Annotated in this window: 15 protein-coding genes and 1 tRNA gene; 4 read left to right on the plus strand and 12 right to left on the minus strand. The window is 58.1% G+C overall.

Annotated elements, in window-relative coordinates; translation table 11 throughout:
• The first annotated feature begins 8 nt into the window (after positions 1-8).
• Positions 9-1,169 carry a glucans biosynthesis protein MdoC gene (gene mdoC / locus HMPREF3140_RS24035; protein WP_032411232.1) on the plus strand — a complete coding sequence of 387 codons (1,161 nt, stop codon included), beginning with the start codon at positions 9-11 and terminating at the stop codon, positions 1,167-1,169.
• Between the two features lie 34 nt (positions 1,170-1,203).
• On the opposite strand, the gene HMPREF3140_RS24040 is transcribed toward mdoC, so the two are convergent.
• The 6 genes from HMPREF3140_RS24040 to ghrA all read right to left on the minus strand — a co-directional run bounded on the left by HMPREF3140_RS24040 (position 1,204) and on the right by ghrA (position 5,467).
• A complete protein-coding gene (locus HMPREF3140_RS24040) occupies positions 1,204-1,797 on the minus strand; it encodes a TetR/AcrR family transcriptional regulator (RefSeq protein WP_032411231.1) in 594 nt (197 codons plus the stop codon).
• A gap of 66 nt (positions 1,798-1,863) precedes the next feature.
• The gene (gene ymdB, locus HMPREF3140_RS24045) at positions 1,864-2,391 is read right to left on the minus strand and encodes an O-acetyl-ADP-ribose deacetylase (protein WP_002898953.1); all 528 of its coding nucleotides are present in this window, start codon (positions 2,389-2,391) and stop codon (positions 1,864-1,866) included.
• A gap of 149 nt (positions 2,392-2,540) precedes the next feature.
• Entirely contained in the window at positions 2,541-3,023 is a 483-nt protein-coding gene (locus tag HMPREF3140_RS24050) for a DUF1097 domain-containing protein (RefSeq protein ID WP_002898950.1), read from the minus strand.
• Between the two features lie 96 nt (positions 3,024-3,119).
• Complete coding sequence (locus HMPREF3140_RS24055) at positions 3,120-3,680, minus strand: TorD/DmsD family molecular chaperone (protein ID WP_032411228.1); 561 nt, start codon at positions 3,678-3,680, stop codon at positions 3,120-3,122.
• A 22-nt stretch (positions 3,681-3,702) separates the two neighbouring features.
• Positions 3,703-4,440 carry a phosphatase gene (locus HMPREF3140_RS24060; RefSeq protein ID WP_004140764.1) on the minus strand — a complete coding sequence of 246 codons (738 nt, stop codon included), beginning with the start codon at positions 4,438-4,440 and terminating at the stop codon, positions 3,703-3,705.
• A gap of 88 nt (positions 4,441-4,528) precedes the next feature.
• Positions 4,529-5,467 carry a glyoxylate/hydroxypyruvate reductase GhrA gene (gene ghrA / locus HMPREF3140_RS24065; protein ID WP_002898938.1) on the minus strand — a complete coding sequence of 313 codons (939 nt, stop codon included), beginning with the start codon at positions 5,465-5,467 and terminating at the stop codon, positions 4,529-4,531.
• 268 nt (positions 5,468-5,735) lie between these two features.
• Between ghrA and HMPREF3140_RS24070 the strand changes: the two genes are divergently transcribed.
• Positions 5,736-5,823 (plus strand) — tRNA-Ser (locus HMPREF3140_RS24070).
• Positions 5,824-6,205: 382 nt separating this feature from the next.
• Here HMPREF3140_RS24070 and phoH read toward each other — a convergent pair.
• The 4 genes from phoH to efeU all read right to left on the minus strand — a co-directional run bounded on the left by phoH (position 6,206) and on the right by efeU (position 10,796).
• Positions 6,206-6,994 (minus strand): phosphate starvation-inducible protein PhoH, encoded by a 789-nt coding sequence (gene phoH, locus HMPREF3140_RS24075; protein WP_002898923.1) that lies wholly within the window; start codon positions 6,992-6,994, stop codon positions 6,206-6,208.
• Positions 6,995-7,498: 504 nt separating this feature from the next.
• A complete protein-coding gene (gene efeB, locus HMPREF3140_RS24080) occupies positions 7,499-8,782 on the minus strand; it encodes an iron uptake transporter deferrochelatase/peroxidase subunit (RefSeq protein ID WP_004147893.1) in 1,284 nt (427 codons plus the stop codon).
• A 4-nt stretch (positions 8,783-8,786) separates the two neighbouring features.
• The gene (efeO, locus tag HMPREF3140_RS24085; protein ID WP_004157740.1) at positions 8,787-9,914 is read right to left on the minus strand and encodes an iron uptake system protein EfeO; all 1,128 of its coding nucleotides are present in this window, start codon (positions 9,912-9,914) and stop codon (positions 8,787-8,789) included.
• A 51-nt stretch (positions 9,915-9,965) separates the two neighbouring features.
• Entirely contained in the window at positions 9,966-10,796 is an 831-nt protein-coding gene (efeU, locus tag HMPREF3140_RS24090) for an iron uptake transporter permease EfeU (RefSeq protein ID WP_002898913.1), read from the minus strand.
• Positions 10,797-11,066: 270 nt separating this feature from the next.
• Between efeU and HMPREF3140_RS24095 the strand changes: the two genes are divergently transcribed.
• Positions 11,067-12,251, plus strand: coding sequence for a NupC/NupG family nucleoside CNT transporter (locus tag HMPREF3140_RS24095; RefSeq protein WP_002898911.1), 1,185 nt, complete (start codon positions 11,067-11,069; stop codon positions 12,249-12,251).
• Positions 12,252-12,282: 31 nt separating this feature from the next.
• On the opposite strand, the gene HMPREF3140_RS24100 is transcribed toward HMPREF3140_RS24095, so the two are convergent.
• Both HMPREF3140_RS24100 and putP read right to left on the minus strand, forming a co-directional pair.
• A complete protein-coding gene (locus HMPREF3140_RS24100; RefSeq protein ID WP_004150827.1) occupies positions 12,283-12,717 on the minus strand; it encodes a DUF3574 domain-containing protein in 435 nt (144 codons plus the stop codon).
• 134 nt (positions 12,718-12,851) lie between these two features.
• On the minus strand, positions 12,852-14,360 hold the full coding sequence (putP, locus tag HMPREF3140_RS24105; protein WP_004147889.1) for a sodium/proline symporter PutP: 1,509 nt from the start codon (positions 14,358-14,360) through the stop codon (positions 12,852-12,854).
• A gap of 421 nt (positions 14,361-14,781) precedes the next feature.
• On the opposite strand from putP, the gene putA reads away from it, so the two are divergent.
• A complete protein-coding gene (putA, locus tag HMPREF3140_RS24110) occupies positions 14,782-18,744 on the plus strand; it encodes a trifunctional transcriptional regulator/proline dehydrogenase/L-glutamate gamma-semialdehyde dehydrogenase (protein ID WP_070553141.1) in 3,963 nt (1,320 codons plus the stop codon).
• Positions 18,745-18,781: the final 37 nt, after the last annotated feature.

Consider the following 18,781-nt stretch of genomic DNA (forward strand, 5'->3'; position numbering starts at 1 on the left):
TGAATCGTATGAATAATACTCCGGTACAGCGTGAATATTTCTTCGACAGCATCCGCGCCTGGCTGATGCTGCTGGGGATCCCTTTCCACATTTCGCTGATCTATTCCAGCCACAGCTGGCATGTCAACAGCGCTGAGCCCTCGTGGTGGTTGACGCTGTTTAATGACTTCATCCATGCCTTCCGGATGCAGGTCTTTTTCGTCATCTCCGGCTATTTCTCCTACATGCTGTTCCTGCGCTACCCGTTGAAAAAGTGGTGGAAAGTGCGCGTCGAACGGGTCGGTATTCCGCTGCTGACCGCTATCCCACTGCTGACGCTGCCGCAGTTTATTATGCTGCAGTACGTCAACGGCAAGGCGGAAAACTGGCACACCCTTTCCGGGTACGACAAATTTAACACCCTGGCGTGGGAGCTTATTTCCCACCTGTGGTTTTTACTGGTGCTGGTGGTGCTGACCTCGCTGGGCGTGGTGCTGTTTAAATGGCTGACGCGCCGCCCGGCAGGGGGCGCCTCAGCCTTTGGTGACACTGTCACTATGGGCCAGCTAACGATGATTTTCCTTGCGCTGGGGGTGCTTTACGCGCTGATCCGCCGATCGCTGTTCCTGATTTACCCGCCGCTGCTTAGCAATGGTCTGTTTAACTTTGTGGTGATGCAGACGCTGTTCTATCTTCCCTTCTTTGTGCTGGGGGCGCAGACCTTTATTAATCCGCGTCTGAAGGCGATGTTTACCACCCCGTCACCATGGTGCTGCGCAGCGGCGCTGCTGGGATTTATCGCCTACCGGCTGAACCAGCAGTACGGCTCCGGCGACGGCTGGATGTATGAAACGGAATCGGTGATCACCATGGTGCTTGGGCTGTGGATGGTCAATGTGGTCTTTTCGCTCGGCCATCGCCTGCTGAACTTCCAGTCGACGCGCGTAACCTATTTCGTCAATGCTTCGCTGTTTATTTACCTGGTGCACCATCCGCTGACGCTGCTGTACGGGGCGTGGATCACCCCGGTCATTAAGTCCAATACCTTAGGCTTTATTGGCGGGTTGGTTTTTGTGGTGGGTATTGCCCTGATCCTGTATGAAATTCACCTGCGCATTCCGCTGCTGCGTTTCCTGTTCTCCGGTAAACCGATGAACAAACCGGCCAAAACCCCAGCCTCGGCCAGCTAACCATTAGCCTGTGCGGCACGCCAGGCGTGCCGTATTATGCCTGCTCGTCAAAAAGCCGGTCGAAAATCATATTGTACAGGGCTTCTAAATCTGCCTTATCGACCGGGGTGGAGGCGCTCAGCTCACAGCGGTAAGCTGCCCCCTCTGTCAGAACGGCGATGAGCTCTGATGCGGCATTGCGTCGCGCATCGCTGAGCCCGGGATGGTAGCGCTGCGACAGGCGACCGCCCTCCTCTTTCAACCGCCGATCGGCCTGCATCAGGATGTCACGCAAGCGTGGGTTACGCGAGGCCTCGGCATTGATCTCCATCAGCAGATAATTATCGCTTTTGGTGGCTGCCGACGTCGGGATCCTGCCGGCCAAAACCGCCGCTTTACGCGCCAGATTGTGGTTCTCATCGATCATCTCCCCGACTCTGGCGTTGACGATTTCGCTAACAATCGCTTCGATGATCGCTTCCTTGCTGGCAAAAATGCGATATAGCTGACCGACGCTCAGGCCCGCTTCCCGGGCGATATCGGCGACGGAAGCGCCGTGCAGCCCCTTTTCAGCGAAACATTTTTGCGCGGCGCCAACGATCTCCGCGCGGCGCGCCTGCTGTTTCTGCTGGACTTTTCCTTCTGACACCCTGCTCCCTCCTGCTACCCATCATTCCCGTCAAGACTGACGGTTATCATAGCCTATTCTGTTGAATCAGGGGTATGACGCCAGCAGGCGGCGATAGATAGCCGCCGTTTCCTCGTCAAAACAGACGAACAGGACGCGCTCAAGAGGATTATAGCGAGTGAGAAACGCGGTGACGGTGCGCACGGCGATCGCCGCCGCTTCCTCTCTCGGATAGCCATACACGCCGGTGCTTATCGCCGGAAACGCAATGGAGCGATAGTTGTTTGCCGAGGCCAACTGCAGACTGTTTTTGTAAGCATCGGCCAGGGTTTGCGCCTCCATGCGGTCGCCGCCGTGCCAGACCGGGCCCACGGTGTGGATCACCGCGCTGGCCGGCAGATTGCCGGCAATAGTAATTACCGCATGCCCGGGAGGGCATTCGCCCTGCTGCTGCAGCACCTGCTTGCAAGCCGCCAGCAGCGCGGGACCGGCCGCCCGGTGGATGGCCCCGTCTACTCCGCCACCACCCAGCAGCGAGGGATTTGCCGCATTAACAATCACATCGACATCAAGTGTCGTAATATCGCCGAGAATTACCTCAGGTTTAACAGCCATTTCTCCTCCTGTCGGCATAGCGTGTGGATACGGCTTTCTGCCGATACTAGGGCATTCTCGCCTGCGGGAGCAAGATTATCACTTTGTCCGGTGACGAGAAGATAAAAAAACAGGACCCGTAAGGTCCTGTTTTTTAGTCGTCCCGCCGATCAGGCGTTGTCGTTGGCGAACGATTTATGCTTATCCGCACGGGCCGCCAGCCACAGGCCACTATTTTTCATGGCATAGCCAAAGACCAGACCCAGCGCCAGGGAAGGGATCACCAGACGCCAGTCGCCGTCTGCCGCGAAGGTCGCGCAGGCGCCGATAAAGGTGCCCGGGACAAACGACAGTAGCGTCCGTCGCGCCTGAATGCACATCAGGAAGGCGACCACACCGGTCATCATATAGCTGAGGATCTGCACCTGTGGCGCCAGCGCGCTACCGTGGATAATCACTAACGCCCAGGCCACGCCGCTCATCACCGTGCAGGACGAGATGGCCAGCCCTTTCAAGCCGCCCTGCGGGCAGGCGAAATAGGCCGTACAGCCGAGGAATCCGGCCCAGCTCAGCAGGCCGAGAGCGACCGCCACCCACCCCCAAATCCCGGAGAGGATGCCTGTCGTTAATGCGATTGCGAAGAGTATGTTCATGGCGCGTATCCTAGCAGATACGCGCCGTAAGAATGCGATCTAAAACACAGTATATGAATGAACTTTATTTCAGTTTCATTCAAACAGTGATTTACATCACATATTATGCTCATCTTCTTCCTGAAGCTCGTCCCACATCGCGGCGATGGCGTCGCGGGTCAACGGTGCCATGGTGCGCCAGAACGGCGTGTGCGCATGGGCTTCGACTTTCCCCAGCATCGTCCCGCACCACGGCAGGATATAGTCGGCGAACAGGAGCTCCAGCGTCTCGCTCTGGTCTTCTGCGGCATGATCCTCCAGCCAGGAGGCGGCCAGCAGCAGCGAGCCGAGATGATCCGCCGGACCTTCCCCTGTCGGGATGCCGTGTTCGCTCAGAAAAGCCCGAACTTCCGCTTCCGAGGAACCCTCCACCCACGCGCTACGGTACGGCGGGACGCTGCAGGCTTCACCGACGAACAGCGCATTATAGTCCGTCGCCAGGGACTGCATTTCACAGCTTTTCTGCAGACGCGCCAGCAGCTCGTCCTGCTCAAGCGGCCAGCTGGCGGCCAGTTTGCCCTCGCGGATCAGGGTAAACAGCGGCACCAGCAGCGGGTCCTGCGGTTGACGGTAATACAGCGAACCCAGCACGCGGCAGAGGATTGAAAACTCGTTCATTCAGTTATTCCAGTTATACAAATTAAAGGTCAGCAAATTCCGGGATCGCCGGCATGCCCCGCGACTCGAGGAAGTTAAGCAGGCGACGCGGAGAAACGTTGAGGATCCTCTCCTCCGGGAAATCGACCGCATCAAGGATCTTGCGGCATTCGGTAAACTCCCCGAGGGTAAAGGCGGTGTGAGAGTCCGAGCCCAGCGCCACCCATCCCCCGGCATCACGCACTGCGGCGGCGATGGCCCGGCAGTTGTCTTCACTGCCCACGCGCGATGATACGAATGAGGAGTTATTAATCTCCAGCGCCACCTGGTAGCGAGCCGCCGCTTCGGCAATCGCCGGGATATCCACCGGGAATTTCGGATTACCCGGATGGCTAATCATATGCACTTTACCGCTGGCCATCGCGGCTATCATCGCCTGTGTATGGGTGTCACGATCCTGCGGCGGAAACACCGGCTCATGAAATCCGGCGATGATCAGATCGAGAGAAGTCAACATCGGTCCGGAACAGTCGATCTCGCCTTCAATATTTTTAATATTCGACTCAATACCGCGCAGGATCCCCACCCCGTCTACCAGGCGGGGCCAGATGCGCATATTAACGAAGTGCCAGTAGTGCGGAGCATCCGCCATGTCCGGGCCGTGGTCGGTGATGGCGAAGAGTTTGATCCCTTTACGCTTTGCTTCCGCAATATAATCGTGCAGGGTGCTGTAGGCATGGGTGCTGGCGACGGTATGCATGTGCAGGTCAACGGGATACATCACATTCTCCTCTTCTGTTTGCCGCAAGAATAGCAGGAAACCGGGCTATTGATTAGCAAAAACCCCGCCGTGGCGGGGTTCTCTCGTCTTAATAACCGCGCTGGCGGTCGACCTGACCGCTTACCGGCTCCCCTCGCTCAAGCCGGCTAATGGTCTCCGCAATGTAGGTGATAGCTTCCATTGGACGGGTCACTGCCGCCACATGGGGGGTCATGGCCACCCGCGGATGCGCCCATAGCGGGCTCTCCTGCGGCAGCGGTTCGCGACTGAAGACATCGAGCATCGCCCCTTTGAGCTTACCGCTGTTCAGCGCCGCCAGCAGATCCTCTTCAACGACATGCACGCCGCGAGCAAGATTGAGGACATAGCTCTCATCAGGCAACTGCGCCAGCAGCGTCTGGTTAATAATGCCGGCGGTTTCGGCGGTATTCGGCAGCAGGTTGATCAGCACGCGAGTGCCCTGCAGGAATTCGCCCAGCTCGGCCTGGCCGGCGAAGCTCTGCACCTGCGGCCAGGATTTGCGGCTACGGCTCCAGACGCGAAGCGGGAACCCCCAGGGTTGCAGACTTTCCGCAACCTTCGCCCCCAGCACGCCGGCGCCCATAATCCCGACGGTGAATTCGTCGGCGCGGTACTCTGGCAGCGGCTGCCAGCGGGAAGCCAGCTTCAGCGCCTGATAGTCATCAAAGCGGCGGAACCAGTGGAGCACCTGGCTAACGGCATACTCCTGCATCTGCCGTCCCATACCGGTATCTTCGAGACGAAACAGCGGAATCGACAGCGGCAGCATATCCGGATGGTCGCGCAGCTTGCTGAGAATAGAGTCCACCCCTGCCCCGAGGGCGAACACGGCCTTCAGCGCCCGGCCCTGCAGCATCTCTACCGGCGGATGCCAGACCAGGGCATAGTCCGCCGGCCGGTTATCGCCCGCTTTCCACTCGCGCACCCGCGCGCCGGGTAACTGCTTTTCCAGCTCACAGATCCAGTATTGGGTATCAAAGGTCGGATGGTAAAAAATAATCTCCATAGGGGCTCCTGATAGCAGACGCCTTTGGCCGATTAACGCTGGCGTCTTATTTTACTCATTGTTTTCTATTGGTTTGCCAGCATAACAAATTTCCCCCGAGCGAAAAGGGAAAAGCTACTGGCGACAAAAAAAACGGATTTCGCACGTTTAAGGAGCAAGTTGCTCGAAGTTTGTCTAAACGCGCTTTTTTTGCAAAAAGTTGATTGACGGGCGATACGTATTTCCCTACATTAGCGCCCGTTCCCGACAACAACGGGAAAGACAATATGGTGAGGTGTCCGAGTGGCTGAAGGAGCACGCCTGGAAAGTGTGTATACGGCAACGTATCGGGGGTTCGAATCCCCCCCTCACCGCCATATTCGAGATGAGAGCCTGTACGCAAGTACGGGCTCTTTTCTTTTATATTCTCCGCAGGGGGGATGAGAACCCCCGACCGGGGTTCGACAACTGGCAACGCCAGTTGGACAGACCGCGCACGCAGTAAGCGGGCTGCCCCGCAGGGGCGAGCGAAGCGAGTCAATCCCCCCCTCACCGCCATATTTTAAGAAGAGCTCGTACGCAAGTACGGGCTTTTTTTTCGCATGTGGCACCGCAGACATCCCCGGGGTCGGCAGCAATGCCTCTCCCGGGCTACCAGACCCTACCCGCCAGGTAGCCCGGCCACGCGCAGTACCGCCGGGAAGATGCCCAAAAACAACAAAGCCCGGGCTAGCCCGGGCCTTGCTCACAGTATGACGATTAATAATAGGCTTTCAGCGTCCGCTGGCAGAGGGCCGAGCGCACGCAGTCATCGGTGGTGAAACGCACGATGCCGATCATCTCGTCTTCCTCAAAACGCGCCAGCGCATCGCTCAGGCCAGATCTCACGCCAGAGGGCAAGTCGCACTGGGTGATATCGCCATTGACGATGACCGTCACGTTCTCCCCGAGGCGGGTTAAAAACATCTTCATTTGCGCTGCGGTCACGTTCTGGGCCTCGTCCAGAATCACCACCGCATTTTCAAAGGTACGTCCGCGCATATAGGCGAACGGCGCGATTTCCACCTTGCCGATTTCCGGACGCAGGCAGTACTGCATAAAGGAAGCCCCCAGCCTTTTCACCAGCACATCGTAAACCGGTCGGAAATAGGGAGCGAACTTCTCGGCGATATCTCCCGGTAAGAAGCCGAGATCTTCGTCGGCCTGCAGAACGGGACGGGTAACAATAATTCTGTCCACATCCTTATGGATCAGGGCTTCAGCTGCCTTCGCCGCACTGATCCAGGTCTTGCCGCATCCAGCTTCGCCGGTAGCGAAAATCAGCTGCTTATTGTCGATGGCATTCAAATAATGCGCCTGAGCCTCATTGCGCGCCTCAATTGGGGAAGTATCACGGCTGTCCCGCGCCATGCCAATTGCTTCTACGCCACTCATTTGCACAAGCGATGTGACCGATTCTTCTTCACGCTGCTTATGGCTGCGTGAATCCCGTCTCAGCACACGTTTTGCTTCACGACGAGCTTTGATCACTGCTTTTTGTCTTCCCATGGATAGCACCTTGCGTTGTTGGTTTACATCACACGCGTCAACATCGACACGACTATGCGCACGAACGATTGAGGTTTGGCTTCCTTGTAAGCCATTGCTTGCCGGTAGAACTGACAACGAGTCGCGGCTACGCGCACCGCGTACCCTGCCAAGGTTGTAATAATGCGAAGCGGAGAGAGAAAGAGTAAGAAAATCGCTGCCGGAAGCGGGGCTTCCGTGCTGAAGAGTACGGTCTGAGGTTTTACGTTGTCCGGTACGGGACCTTACCATTCGCGATCTCCATGGTGAAACGTCACACTGCCGGGAACTACCGCGTATGTAATAAGTACATCAAAAAAGATTCTTAATGCAACTTATTTTTCACAATGACGCAACAAATAGTTCTTAAGCAAGTGTAGGAGACTATCGGTCATTTGTATTACAGAAATATAACACATGGCAGGAAATATAAGAAAAATGAGAAAAACAGCAGAAAACGCCCTGCCCTTACGGGCAGGGTTGGTATCAGGCCTGCAGCAGCGACTCTCCCAGATAGTGTTTTTCATCCACTACGCCGGGTAAAACAAAGAAGTAGCCCCCGCCGATCGGTTTGACATACTCCTCCAGCGCCTCGCCGTTAAGCCGTTTCTGCACCGTCAGAAAACCCTTTTCCAGATCGTGCTGATAGCAAACGAATAACAGCCCCATATCCAGTTGTCCGGCGTTAGTAACCCCCAGCGAATAGCTGTAGCCGCGGCGCATCATCAGGCTGGACTGGGTTTCCGGCGTGCGGGGATTGGCCAGACGAATATGGCTATCCAGCGCAATGACTTCGCCGTTAGGATCTTTACTGTAATCCGGGGTATCGTGTTCGTTTTTCATCCCCAGCGGCGCACCGGTGTGCTTGTCGCGACCAAAGATCGTCTGCTGCTCCTTGAGCGGCGTCCGATCCCAGAACTCCACGTGAAACTGGATAATTCGCGCCGCCTGATAGCTGCCGCCCACGGTCCAGGCCGGCTCGTCCTGATCGGCTGTCACCCACACTACCTTATCCATCAACGCGCTGTCGTGGCTCGCCGGGTTAGCGGTGCCGTCCTTAAACCCCAACAGGTTGATAGGGGTCTCTTTGCCTTTGCTGCGCGCCGCGCTGTCGGAGATAAACCCTTCCCGTTTCCAGCGCACGCTCAGCAGATCCGGCGTATGTTTGATGACATCACGCAGGGCGTGGATCACCGTATCCTGAGTATTGGCGCAGATCTGCAGCAGCAGGTCGCCATGGCACAGCGCGGCATCCAGCGAATCGTTGGGGAAGCGGGTCATCGGCTGCAGCTTTTTCGGTGCTTTATCCGCCAGGCCAAAGCGCTCATCAAATAGCGAATGGCCGACCGAGACGGTGATGGTCAGGTTATCTGGCGCAATCCACGGCCCCAGGATGCCGGAATCCATCGGCGGCAGCCGCGGATTCGGCGTGTCCGGCGCCGGGCCGCCCTGGGTTAAAAAGGCGATACGCTGGGTCAGCAGTCGAAACAGCCGCTCGAGGTCGGCTTTATCAGCCGCCAGCACATCGAAGGCCACCAGCATCATCGAAGCCTGCTGCGGCGTCAGAATGCCCGCCTGATGCCGGCCATAGAATGGCTGCTTTTCCTGGCGCGCGTCGGGTGTGAGCGTCCCCGGGGAACTTTCCGCTTTTGCCGCATGCGCTACCGGGCAGCCGCCGGTGATGGCCAGCGCGCCGCCAAGCGCGCCGATCCCTTTCAGTAAGCGACGACGTGACGGCTCGTTCACGTCGTGGGGTTTCTGCTGTGCCATCGACTTAGTCCAGCCCCAGGATCCCGCGCAGCTGAGCCAGATCTTCCGCCAGGGTGGTGATCGGCCCTTTCAGCGCATTACGGTCGGCGGTGGTCAGCTTATCGTAGGTCTCGAAACCGTCTTTGGTGCGATATTTGCTGAGGATGCTGTCCACTTTCTTAAAGTTGGCGTCCACTTTCGCCAGCAGCGCGCTGTTCTCTTTTTGCAGCTGCGGGCGCAGCAGGTCGACAATTTTCTGCGCGCCGTCAATGTTGGCCTGGAAGTCCCACAGATCGGTATGGCTGTAGCGATCTTCTTCACCGCTGATCTTGCTGGCCGCGACTTCCTCAATTAATCCTGCCGCGCCGCCCACGACTTTTGACGGCGGGAACGCCAGCTCGCTGATACGCTTTTGCAGCTCCAGCACATCGCTGTTCAGCTGATCGGCATATTTTTCCATCCCCTTGACGCTGTTATCGCCAAACAGCGCTTTTTCCAGACGGTGGAAACCGGTAAATTTCGGATCTTCCGCTTTTTTCTCGAAGTCGTCTTCGCGGGCGTCGATGCTGCCGTCAAGGTCAGAGAACAGCTCGGCAATGGGCTCGATGCGCTCGTAATGCTGACGCGTCGGGGCGTACAGCGCTTTCGCTTTTTCGATATCGCCGGCTTTCACCGCGTCGGTAAAGGCTTTGGTGCCGCTAACCAGCTGCGCGGTTTCCGCCGTCACATAGGCTTTATAGGCGGTGATCGCGTCGCCGAGGCTCAGCACCGCATCCGCTTTCGCCGCGTCTTTGGTGGCGGCGCCGGTGACGATCAGTTTGCCTTTCGGGTTGGTGAGCAGGCCACAGGTCATGTCATATTCGCCCGGCTGCAGGTTCGCGGTGAGCTTCTGAGTAAAGCCCGGAGCGATGTTTTCGCGCTCTTCCACCACCATCACCCCTTTCAGAATCTCCCACTCCAGCGCTTTCTGGCTGTGGTTCTGAATAATAAACTGGGTTTTACCCGCGTTAACGGTCACCTGCATCGGCTCGCACTGCTTGTCGTTGACGGTGACTTTGACCTGCGGGATATCCGCAGCCTGAGCACCGAATGCAGAGCTGAGCAGCGCGGCCACGGTCACCCGCAGCGCATTACGGCGAAAATGAATCATCATGATCATCCCTTTCGGTAAGTAGAGTGTCGCTTATAAGCTCGCAGCGCCCGGTCAGGCAGCCCGCGAGGCAGTGGTATTATTCCGCGGCGGCAGGGCAAACAGCACCAGCGCCGGGATCAGATAAAGCAGATAGACAGCCACTTCGCTGACGCTCGGCGTCTCCTGATAGCCGAAGATCCCTTCCAGCAGCGTGCCGAACAGCGTATGCGTCGACAGCACGTTGCTCAGATCGAAGGCGGTATCCTGGAACAGGTTCCACAGGCCCGCCTCGTGGAAGGCGCGGATCGCCCCCGCGGCCAGGCCAGCGGCCACCAGCAGAATAAACAGGCTGGTCCATTTGAAGAACACGCCAAGGTTAAGGCGGATACCGCCCCAGTAGATCAGGAAGCCCAGCACGATAGCGGTGGCCAGACCCAGCAGCGCCCCCAGCGGCGGCCAGATGCCGACATCCTGCTGGAAGGCCGCCAGCAGAAAGAAGACCGACTCCAGCCCCTCACGGGCGACCGCGAAAAAGACCATCATCACCAGCGCCCAGCCGTGGTGATTACCGCGCTGCAGCGCCTTGTCCACGGCCTGCTCCAGCTGCTGCTTGACGTTGCGTGAGACATTGCGCATCCAGAAGACCATCCACGTCAGGATCACCACCGCAATGACCGCGACGATCCCTTCGAACAGCTCCTGTTCACGCTGAGGAAATTCACCGGTGGTTTCGTTGATAAAAATGCCTAAGCCAAGACACAGCGCCGCCGCGAGGATCACGCCAATCCACATCACGCCAATCCAGTTGCCGCGCTGGGTGCGTTTCAGATAGCTGGCGATCAGGCTGACAATCAGCGCCGCCTCCAGGCCTTCGCGTAACATAATGAGAAATGGGACAAACATGCCAATACCCTTAAATGTAAAGCACCGTCAACGAATGCAAAAACAGGTAATATTTATGATAGTGATTATCATTACAATGCTCAGAAACACAAGCGAAATGTGCAGAGAATGATGATCAGTTGTAAATAAATCGCTGACAAATAATGACTTATGAAAATATTCGCCTGTTATGAAGGGAAAGAATAAGCAAAGGATTTTTTACGCCAGATATTTACCCGCCGTAGCGGCTATGGCTAAATGGCGGCCTTATTGACTTGCGAAAAGAACAACATGACTGCATTTTTTCATTTCCTGCTGGCGCTGGCGGTGATCCTCGCCCTGGCCTGGCTTGTCAGCTACGACAGACAAAAAATTCGTATTCGTTATATTCTCCAGTTGATTATTATCGAAATAGCGCTCGCTTTCTTTTTCCTGCACGCCGAAAGCGGCCTGTGGCTGGTAAAAAATATTTCCGGCTTTTTTGCTTCGCTGTTAGGCTTTGCCGCCGAAGGGACCAATTTCGTCTTTGGCGGCATGAGCGAAAAAGGCTTAGCCTTTATTTTCCTGGGCGTCCTGTGTCCGATTGTGTTTATTTCCGCGCTGATTGGTATTCTCCAGCACTGGCGGATCCTGCCGATTTTTATTCGCGTGATTGGCACCCTGCTGTCGAAAGTAAACGGCATGGGTAAGCTGGAATCTTTCAACGCCGTCAGCTCGCTGATCCTCGGTCAATCGGAGAACTTCATTGCCTACAAGGGCGTACTGGGCGACCTCTCCTCACGGCGACTGTTCACTATGGCGGCGACGGCCATGTCGACCGTATCGCTGTCGATTGTCGGCGCCTATATGACCATGCTGGACGCCAAATATGTCGTCGCAGCGCTGATCCTCAATATGTTCAGCACCTTTATCGTGCTGTCGGTAATTAACCCGACGCGGCCAGGCAGCGAGCAGGAAATAAAACTCGAGAAGCTGCATGAATCGCAGAGTTTCTTTGAAATGCTCGGGGAATATATTCTGGCCGGCTTTAAAGTGGCGATGATTATTCTGGCGATGCTGATCGGTTTTATCGCCCTGATCAGCGCCATTAACGCGCTATTCGCCACCCTGTTTGGTCTCAGCTTCCAGCAGATCCTCGGCTACGTCTTTTATCCGCTGGCGTGGCTTATCGGCATCCCGCTGAGCGATGCGCTAAACGCCGGCAGCATCATGGCCACCAAACTGGTCGCTAACGAATTTGTGGCGATGATTGAGCTGCAAAAGATTGCCGCCAGCATGACCCCTCGCGGGCTCGGCATTCTCTCGGTATTCCTGGTGTCGTTTGCCAACTTTGCCTCGATCGGCATTATCGCCGGGGCGATCAAAGGCCTGAATGAACCGCAGGGCAATATCGTCTCCCGCTTCGGCCTGCGGCTGGTGTATAGCGCCACGCTGGTGAGCCTGCTTTCCGCCAGCTTCGCCGGGCTGGTGCTGTAAAACAAACGGCGGGGCTGCCCCCGCCGTTTACTCAGAACTGCACGCAGACCGGCTGGTCGACACGCATCACCGACTCCTGCGCGAAGCGTGATTTATAGCCCTGGCGCAGAGCCTCAATACCCGCCTCGCTCTGCGCGTCATGCCCATGGATCACCATCAGCGCCTTGCTCTGCTCCCGCACCACCTGACCATTCTGGCCAAGCCACTGGCCGTGGGCATCAAACACCGTCAGCCCGTCGCGAAAGCGCGGCGTGACGTCACGGTCGACAAACTGTTGCCACTCTTCAGCGGTGATGTCTTTCCCCGCCGGGCGGCTCAGACCGAAGTAAAGCGTGGTTTGCACCATGGACTTATCCGCCGGGCAGACGCCGGGCTTCGGCGCGCTGGTCGATGAACTTCCACCCGCCACGCAGCCGCTGAGTAACCCTGCCAGCACCAGCGCCATTGCACCCTGTCTGAACGTCATCTTTGCTATCCTCATTGTTATTAGTCAGGAAATATCAGCGGATTTTCAGATAATTAGCAAGGGTTATAATATTCCGGCACGGCACCAGGCAATAAAAAGCCCGCCAGCGGCGGGCTCGTGAGCATTAGATGATCTTACTCAGCCGTGGCGCGTACCGGCGGCGGCGTATGGTAGTGGGCATCCGCTTCGGCAAAGCGCTGCTGCATGCTGGCCGACGGCGCTTTATCCAGCAGGCTAAAGACCACAATCCCGATGCTGCCGAAGACAAAGCCCGGAATGATTTCATACAGGCCCAGCCAGCCAAACTGCTTCCAGACGATCACGGTCAGGGCGCCAATCACCATCCCGGCCAGCGCGCCGTTACGGGTCATGCGCGACCACATTACCGAGAACAGGACCACCGGGCCAAAGGCGGCGCCGAAGCCAGCCCAGGCGTAGCTCACCAGACCCAGCACGCGGTTTTCCGGATTGGCCGCCAGGGCAATGGCCACCAGGGCAACCACCAGCACCATCATACGGCCCACCCACACCAGCTCTTTCTGACCGGCGTTTTTACGCAGGAAGGCTTTATACAGGTCTTCGGTAATTGCGCTCGAGCAGACCAGCAGCTGACAGCTCAGGGTGGACATCACCGCCGCCAGAATCGCCGACAGCAGGATCCCGGCAATCCACGGGTTAAACAGGATTTGCGCCAGTTCGATAAACACGCGCTCGGCGTTCTGGTTAACCGCGCCCGCCAGGCTCGGGTTGTTATTGAAGTAGGCGATGCCAAAGAAGCCGACGGCCACCGCCCCGCCGAGGCAGAGGATCATCCAGGTCATACTAATGCGACGTGCGTGAACGATGCTGTGGTGCGAATCCGCCGCCATAAAGCGCGCCAGAATATGCGGCTGACCGAAATAACCCAGCCCCCAGCCCATCAGCGAGATAATCGCCACGAAGTTCAGCCCTTTCAGCATGTCGATATTTTCGATGCTCTTCTGCTTAATCACTTCCAGCGAATCGCCAAAGCCGCCGACGGAAATAATCACGATCACCGGGGTGAGGATCAGCGCGAAAATCATCAGGCTGGCCTGCACGGTATCGGTCCAGCTAACCGCGAGGAAGCCGCCGACGAAGGTATAGATAATCGTCGCCGCCGCCCCGGCCCACAGTGCGGTTTCATAACTCATGCCGAAGGTGCTTTCAAACAGACGCGCCCCCGCGACAATTCCTGAAGCGCAATAGATGGTAAAGAACAGCAGAATAACCAGCGCCGAAATAATTCTCAGCACCCGGCTTTTATCTTCAAAACGGCCGGTAAAATAATCGGGCAGCGTCAGGGCGTTATTATTCACCTCGGTATGCACGCGCAGGCGACCGGCCACCAGCTTCCAGTTAATCCACGCCCCCAGCGTTAAGCCAATGGCGATCCAGCTTTCGGAAATCCCGGAGAGGAAAATCGCCCCTGGCAGGCCCATCAGCAGCCAGCCGCTCATATCCGACGCCCCTGCGGAAAGCGCGGTCACAAATGGCCCCAGACTCCTTCCCCCGAGAATATAATCATCGAAGTTTTTGGTCGAACGCCAGGCAATAAACCCTATCAATACCATACCAAAAATATAAACAATAAATGTCACCAGCATCGGTGTGCTAATAGCCATGCAAAGTCTCCAGAATTTTTATCGACAGCGTCCAACTTCGTCGTTTTTTTCCACTACCGGAACGGGGTAATGGCGCATTGTTTAATTGGGCGACCGTATCCTGACGGAAGCTTCGGTTTTTCACAAACGATTTAACACAGCATTTACACGAAAAACCGACGGCGCAAAACGTCAATTTGTTAGAGGTTGCACTCTCTCACGTTTTTAAAGGTTGCACCAAACAAAAGTGTTAACTCACGCATACAAATACCCTATGAGCCCGGGGTTAAATTTCTGCTATTTTAGGGGTTATTTTTAACAAATTAGCCATTTCACGGCTTCCGTCACAAGCCACAATTAACAAGGTTGCACAAAGTTGCAACATAGTGGATATTTCCATGCAACCGCATAAGCCTAACGATAAATGACAGGAGTTTTGAGCATGGGCACCACCACCATGGGTGTTAAGCTTGACGACGCAACCCGCGAGCGCATTAAATCCGCCGCGAGCCGTATTGACCGCACGCCGCACTGGCTGATTAAGCAGGCCATCTTTAATTATCTGGAAAAACTGGAGAACGACGAGACGCTGCCTGAGCTGCCGGCCCTGCTCTCCGGGGCCGCCAACGAAAGCGATGACGCCAGCGAACCAACGGAAGAGCCCTATCAGCCGTTCCTCGAATTCGCCGAGCAGATCCTGCCGCAGTCGGTGAGCCGCGCGGCGATCACCGCCGCCTGGCGACGTCCGGAAACCGACGCGGTACCGATGCTGCTGGAGCAGGCCCGTCTGCCGCAGCCGCTGGGCGAACAGGCGCACAAGCTGGCGTATCAGCTGGCGGAAAAACTGCGCAACCAGAAAACCGCCAGCGGCCGCGCCGGCATGGTGCAGAGCCTGCTGCAGGAGTTCTCCCTCTCTTCACAGGAAGGGGTGGCGCTGATGTGCCTGGCGGAAGCCCTGCTGCGTATTCCGGATAAAGCCACCCGCGATGCGCTGATCCGCGACAAAATCAGCAACGGCAACTGGCAGTCGCACATCGGCCGCAGCCCGTCGCTGTTCGTCAACGCCGCCACCTGGGGGCTGCTGTTCACCGGAAAACTGGTGTCGACCCATAACGAGACCAGCCTCTCCCGCTCCCTGAACCGCATCATCGGCAAGAGCGGCGAACCGCTGATCCGCAAAGGCGTGGATATGGCGATGCGCCTGATGGGCGAGCAGTTCGTCACCGGGGAAACCATCGCCGAAGCGCTGGCCAACGCCCGCAAGCTGGAAGAAAAAGGGTTCCGCTACTCCTACGATATGCTCGGCGAAGCCGCCCTGACCGCCGCTGACGCCCAGGCCTATATGGTTTCTTATCAGCAGGCGATCCATGCCATCGGCAAAGCCTCCAACGGCCGCGGCATTTATGAAGGTCCGGGTATCTCCATTAAGCTCTCCGCGCTGCACCCGCGCTACAGCCGCGCGCAGTATGACCGGGTGATGGAAGAGCTTTACCCGCGGCTGAAATCGCTGACCCTGCTGGCGCGCCAGTATGACATCGGCATCAATATTGACGCCGAAGAGGCCGACCGTCTGGAGATCTCCCTCGACCTGCTGGAAAAACTGTGCTTCGAGCCGGAACTGGCCGGCTGGAACGGGATTGGCTTCGTGATTCAGGCCTACCAGAAGCGCTGTCCGTTTGTCATTGATTACCTGATTGACCTCGCCACCCGCAGCCGCCGTCGCCTGATGATCCGTCTGGTGAAAGGCGCCTACTGGGATAGCGAAATTAAACGCGCGCAGATGGAAGGTCTCGAAGGCTATCCGGTATACACCCGCAAGGTTTACACCGACGTCTCCTACCTCGCCTGCGCGAAGAAGCTGCTGGCGGTGCCGAACCTGATTTACCCGCAGTTTGCCACCCATAACGCCCATACTCTGGCGGCTATCTACCAGCTGGCAGGCCAGAACTACTACCCGGGCCAGTATGAGTTCCAGTGCCTGCACGGCATGGGCGAACCGCTGTACGAGCAGGTAGTGGGCAAGGTCGCTGACGGCAAGCTGAACCGTCCGTGCCGGATCTACGCCCCGGTGGGCACCCACGAGACGCTGCTGGCGTATCTGGTGCGCCGTCTGCTGGAAAACGGCGCCAATACCTCTTTCGTCAACCGTATCGCGGACAATACCCTGCCGCTGGACGAGCTGGTGGCCGACCCGGTCAGCGCGGTAGAAAAACTGGCGCAGCAGGAAGGCCAGGCCGGCCTGCCGCATCCGAAAATCCCGCTGCCGCGCGATCTCTACGGCAGCGGCCGGAGCAACTCCGCCGGTCTCGATCTGGCGAACGAGCACCGTCTGGCCTCCCTCTCCTCTTCCCTGCTCAACAGCGCGCTGCATAAATGGCAGGCATTGCCGATGCTGGAGCAGCCGGTGGCCGAAGGCGAAATGCAGCCGGTGGTTAACCCGGCAGAGCCGAAAGATATTGTCGGCTACGTCCGCGAAGCCAGCGACGCTGAAGTGCAGCAGGCGCTGACCAGCGCTATCAACAATGCGCCGATCTGGTTCGCCACTCCGCCGCAGGAGCGCGCCGCCATTCTTGAGCGCGCCGCGGTGCTGATGGAAAGCCAGATGCCGACCCTGATGGGGATCCTGGTGCGCGAGGCGGGTAAAACCTTCAGCAACGCCATCGCTGAAGTGCGCGAAGCCGTTGACTTCCTGCACTATTACGCAGGCCAGGTGCGCGACGATTTCGATAATGAAACTCACCGCCCGCTGGGTCCGGTGGTCTGTATCAGCCCGTGGAACTTCCCGCTGGCGATCTTCACCGGCCAGATTGCCGCCGCGCTGGCGGCCGGCAACAGCGTGCTGGCGAAACCTGCCGAGCAGACGCCGCTTATCGCCGCCCAGGGCGTGGCGATTCTGCTGGAAGCCGGCGTGCCGCCGGGCGTTATTCAACTGCTGCCGGGTCGCGGGGAGACCGTGGGCGCCGCGCTAACCTCCGATGAGCGCGTACGCGGCTTGATGTTCACAGGCTCCACCGAAGTGGCCACCCTGCTGCAGCGCAATATCGCCAGCCGCCTCGATCCCCAGGGCCGCCCGACGCCGCTGATCGCCGAAACCGGCGGGATGAACGCGATGATCGTCGATTCGTCGGCGCTCACCGAGCAGGTAGTGATCGACGTGCTGGCTTCCGCGTTCGACAGCGCTGGCCAGCGCTGCTCCGCCCTGCGCGTGCTTTGCCTGCAGGAAGAGGTCGCCGATCACACCTTAACCATGCTGCGCGGCGCCATGAGCGAGTGCCGGATGGGCAATCCGGGGCGCCTGACCACCGATATCGGTCCGGTTATCGATGCGGAAGCGAAAGAGAATATCGAACGCCATATTCAGGCGATGCGCGCCAAAGGCCGCACCGTCTACCAGGCGGTGCGTGAGAATAGCGAAGACGCCCGCGAATGGCGTCACGGGACCTTCGTGCCGCCGACGCTTATCGAGCTCGACAGCTTCGACGAGCTGAAAAAAGAGGTCTTCGGCCCGGTACTGCACGTGGTGCGCTATAACCGTAACGAGCTGGACAAACTGGTCGAGCAGATTAACGCCTCTGGCTACGGCCTGACCCTCGGCGTGCATACCCGTATCGACGAAACCATCGCCCAGGTCACCGGCAGCGCCAAGGTGGGCAACCTGTACGTCAACCGCAATATGGTTGGCGCGGTGGTCGGCGTTCAGCCGTTCGGCGGCGAAGGGTTGTCCGGTACCGGTCCGAAAGCCGGCGGTCCTCTGTATCTGTACCGTCTGCTCTCCAGCCGTCCGCAGGACGCGGTTGGCGTGACCTTCGCCCGCCAGGATGCGGAGCGTCCGCTGGACGCCCAGCTGAAAACGCTGCTGGAAAAACCGCTGCAGGCGCTGCAGCAGTGGGCCGCGGGCCGTCCTGAGCTGCAGGCGCTGTGCCAGCAGTACAGCGAGCAGGCGCAAAGCGGCACCCAACGCCTGCTGCCGGGGCCAACCGGCGAGCGCAACACCCTGACGCTGATGCCGCGCGAGCGCGTGCTGTGCGTAGCGGATAACGAACAGGATGCGCTGATCCAGCTGGCGGCTGTGCTGGCGGTGGGTTGTGAAGTACTGTGGCCGGACAGCGCCCTGCAGCGCGATCTGGCGAAGAAACTGCCGCGGGAGGTCAGTGAGCGCATTCGCTTTGCCAAAGCGGAGCAGTTGCCTGGCCAGGCCTTCGACGCGGTTATCTACCACGGCGATTCCGACCAGCTGCGCGAGCTGTGCGAGCAGGTGGCGGCGCGCGACGGGGCGATTGTCTCCGTGCAGGGCTTCGCCCGCGGCGAAACCAATCTGCTGCTGGAGCGGCTGTATATCGAGCGTTCGCTGAGCGTTAACACCGCGGCGGCAGGCGGTAACGCCAGCCTGATGACCATCGGCTAAAACGGGCTCCCCGGTGGCGCTGCGCTTACCGGGGCTA

This window comes from Klebsiella sp. HMSC16A12 (assembly GCF_001808265.1).
GTDB lineage: Bacteria > Pseudomonadota > Gammaproteobacteria > Enterobacterales > Enterobacteriaceae > Klebsiella > Klebsiella pneumoniae.

Bases quoted from the DNA above. Each gene is read 5' to 3' on its own strand.
- efeO (WP_004157740.1), bottom strand. From the start codon at position 9,914: ATGATGATTCATTTTCGCCGTAATGCGCTGCGGGTGACCGTGGCCGCG.
- efeB (WP_004147893.1), bottom strand. From the start codon at position 8,782: ATGGCACAGCAGAAACCCCACGACGTGAACGAGCCGTCACGTCGTCGC.
- mdoC (WP_032411232.1), top strand. From the start codon at position 9: ATGAATAATACTCCGGTACAGCGTGAATATTTCTTCGACAGCATCCGC.
- HMPREF3140_RS24055 (WP_032411228.1), bottom strand. From the start codon at position 3,680: ATGAACGAGTTTTCAATCCTCTGCCGCGTGCTGGGTTCGCTGTATTAC.
- HMPREF3140_RS24050 (WP_002898950.1), bottom strand. From the start codon at position 3,023: ATGAACATACTCTTCGCAATCGCATTAACGACAGGCATCCTCTCCGGG.
- phoH (WP_002898923.1), bottom strand. From the start codon at position 6,994: ATGGGAAGACAAAAAGCAGTGATCAAAGCTCGTCGTGAAGCAAAACGT.
- ymdB (WP_002898953.1), bottom strand. From the start codon at position 2,391: ATGGCTGTTAAACCTGAGGTAATTCTCGGCGATATTACGACACTTGAT.
- HMPREF3140_RS24060 (WP_004140764.1), bottom strand. From the start codon at position 4,440: ATGTATCCCGTTGACCTGCACATGCATACCGTCGCCAGCACCCATGCC.
- putA (WP_070553141.1), top strand. From the start codon at position 14,782: ATGGGCACCACCACCATGGGTGTTAAGCTTGACGACGCAACCCGCGAG.
- HMPREF3140_RS24095 (WP_002898911.1), top strand. From the start codon at position 11,067: ATGACTGCATTTTTTCATTTCCTGCTGGCGCTGGCGGTGATCCTCGCC.
- efeU (WP_002898913.1), bottom strand. From the start codon at position 10,796: ATGTTTGTCCCATTTCTCATTATGTTACGCGAAGGCCTGGAGGCGGCG.
- ghrA (WP_002898938.1), bottom strand. From the start codon at position 5,467: ATGGAGATTATTTTTTACCATCCGACCTTTGATACCCAATACTGGATC.
- HMPREF3140_RS24100 (WP_004150827.1), bottom strand. From the start codon at position 12,717: ATGACGTTCAGACAGGGTGCAATGGCGCTGGTGCTGGCAGGGTTACTC.
- putP (WP_004147889.1), bottom strand. From the start codon at position 14,360: ATGGCTATTAGCACACCGATGCTGGTGACATTTATTGTTTATATTTTT.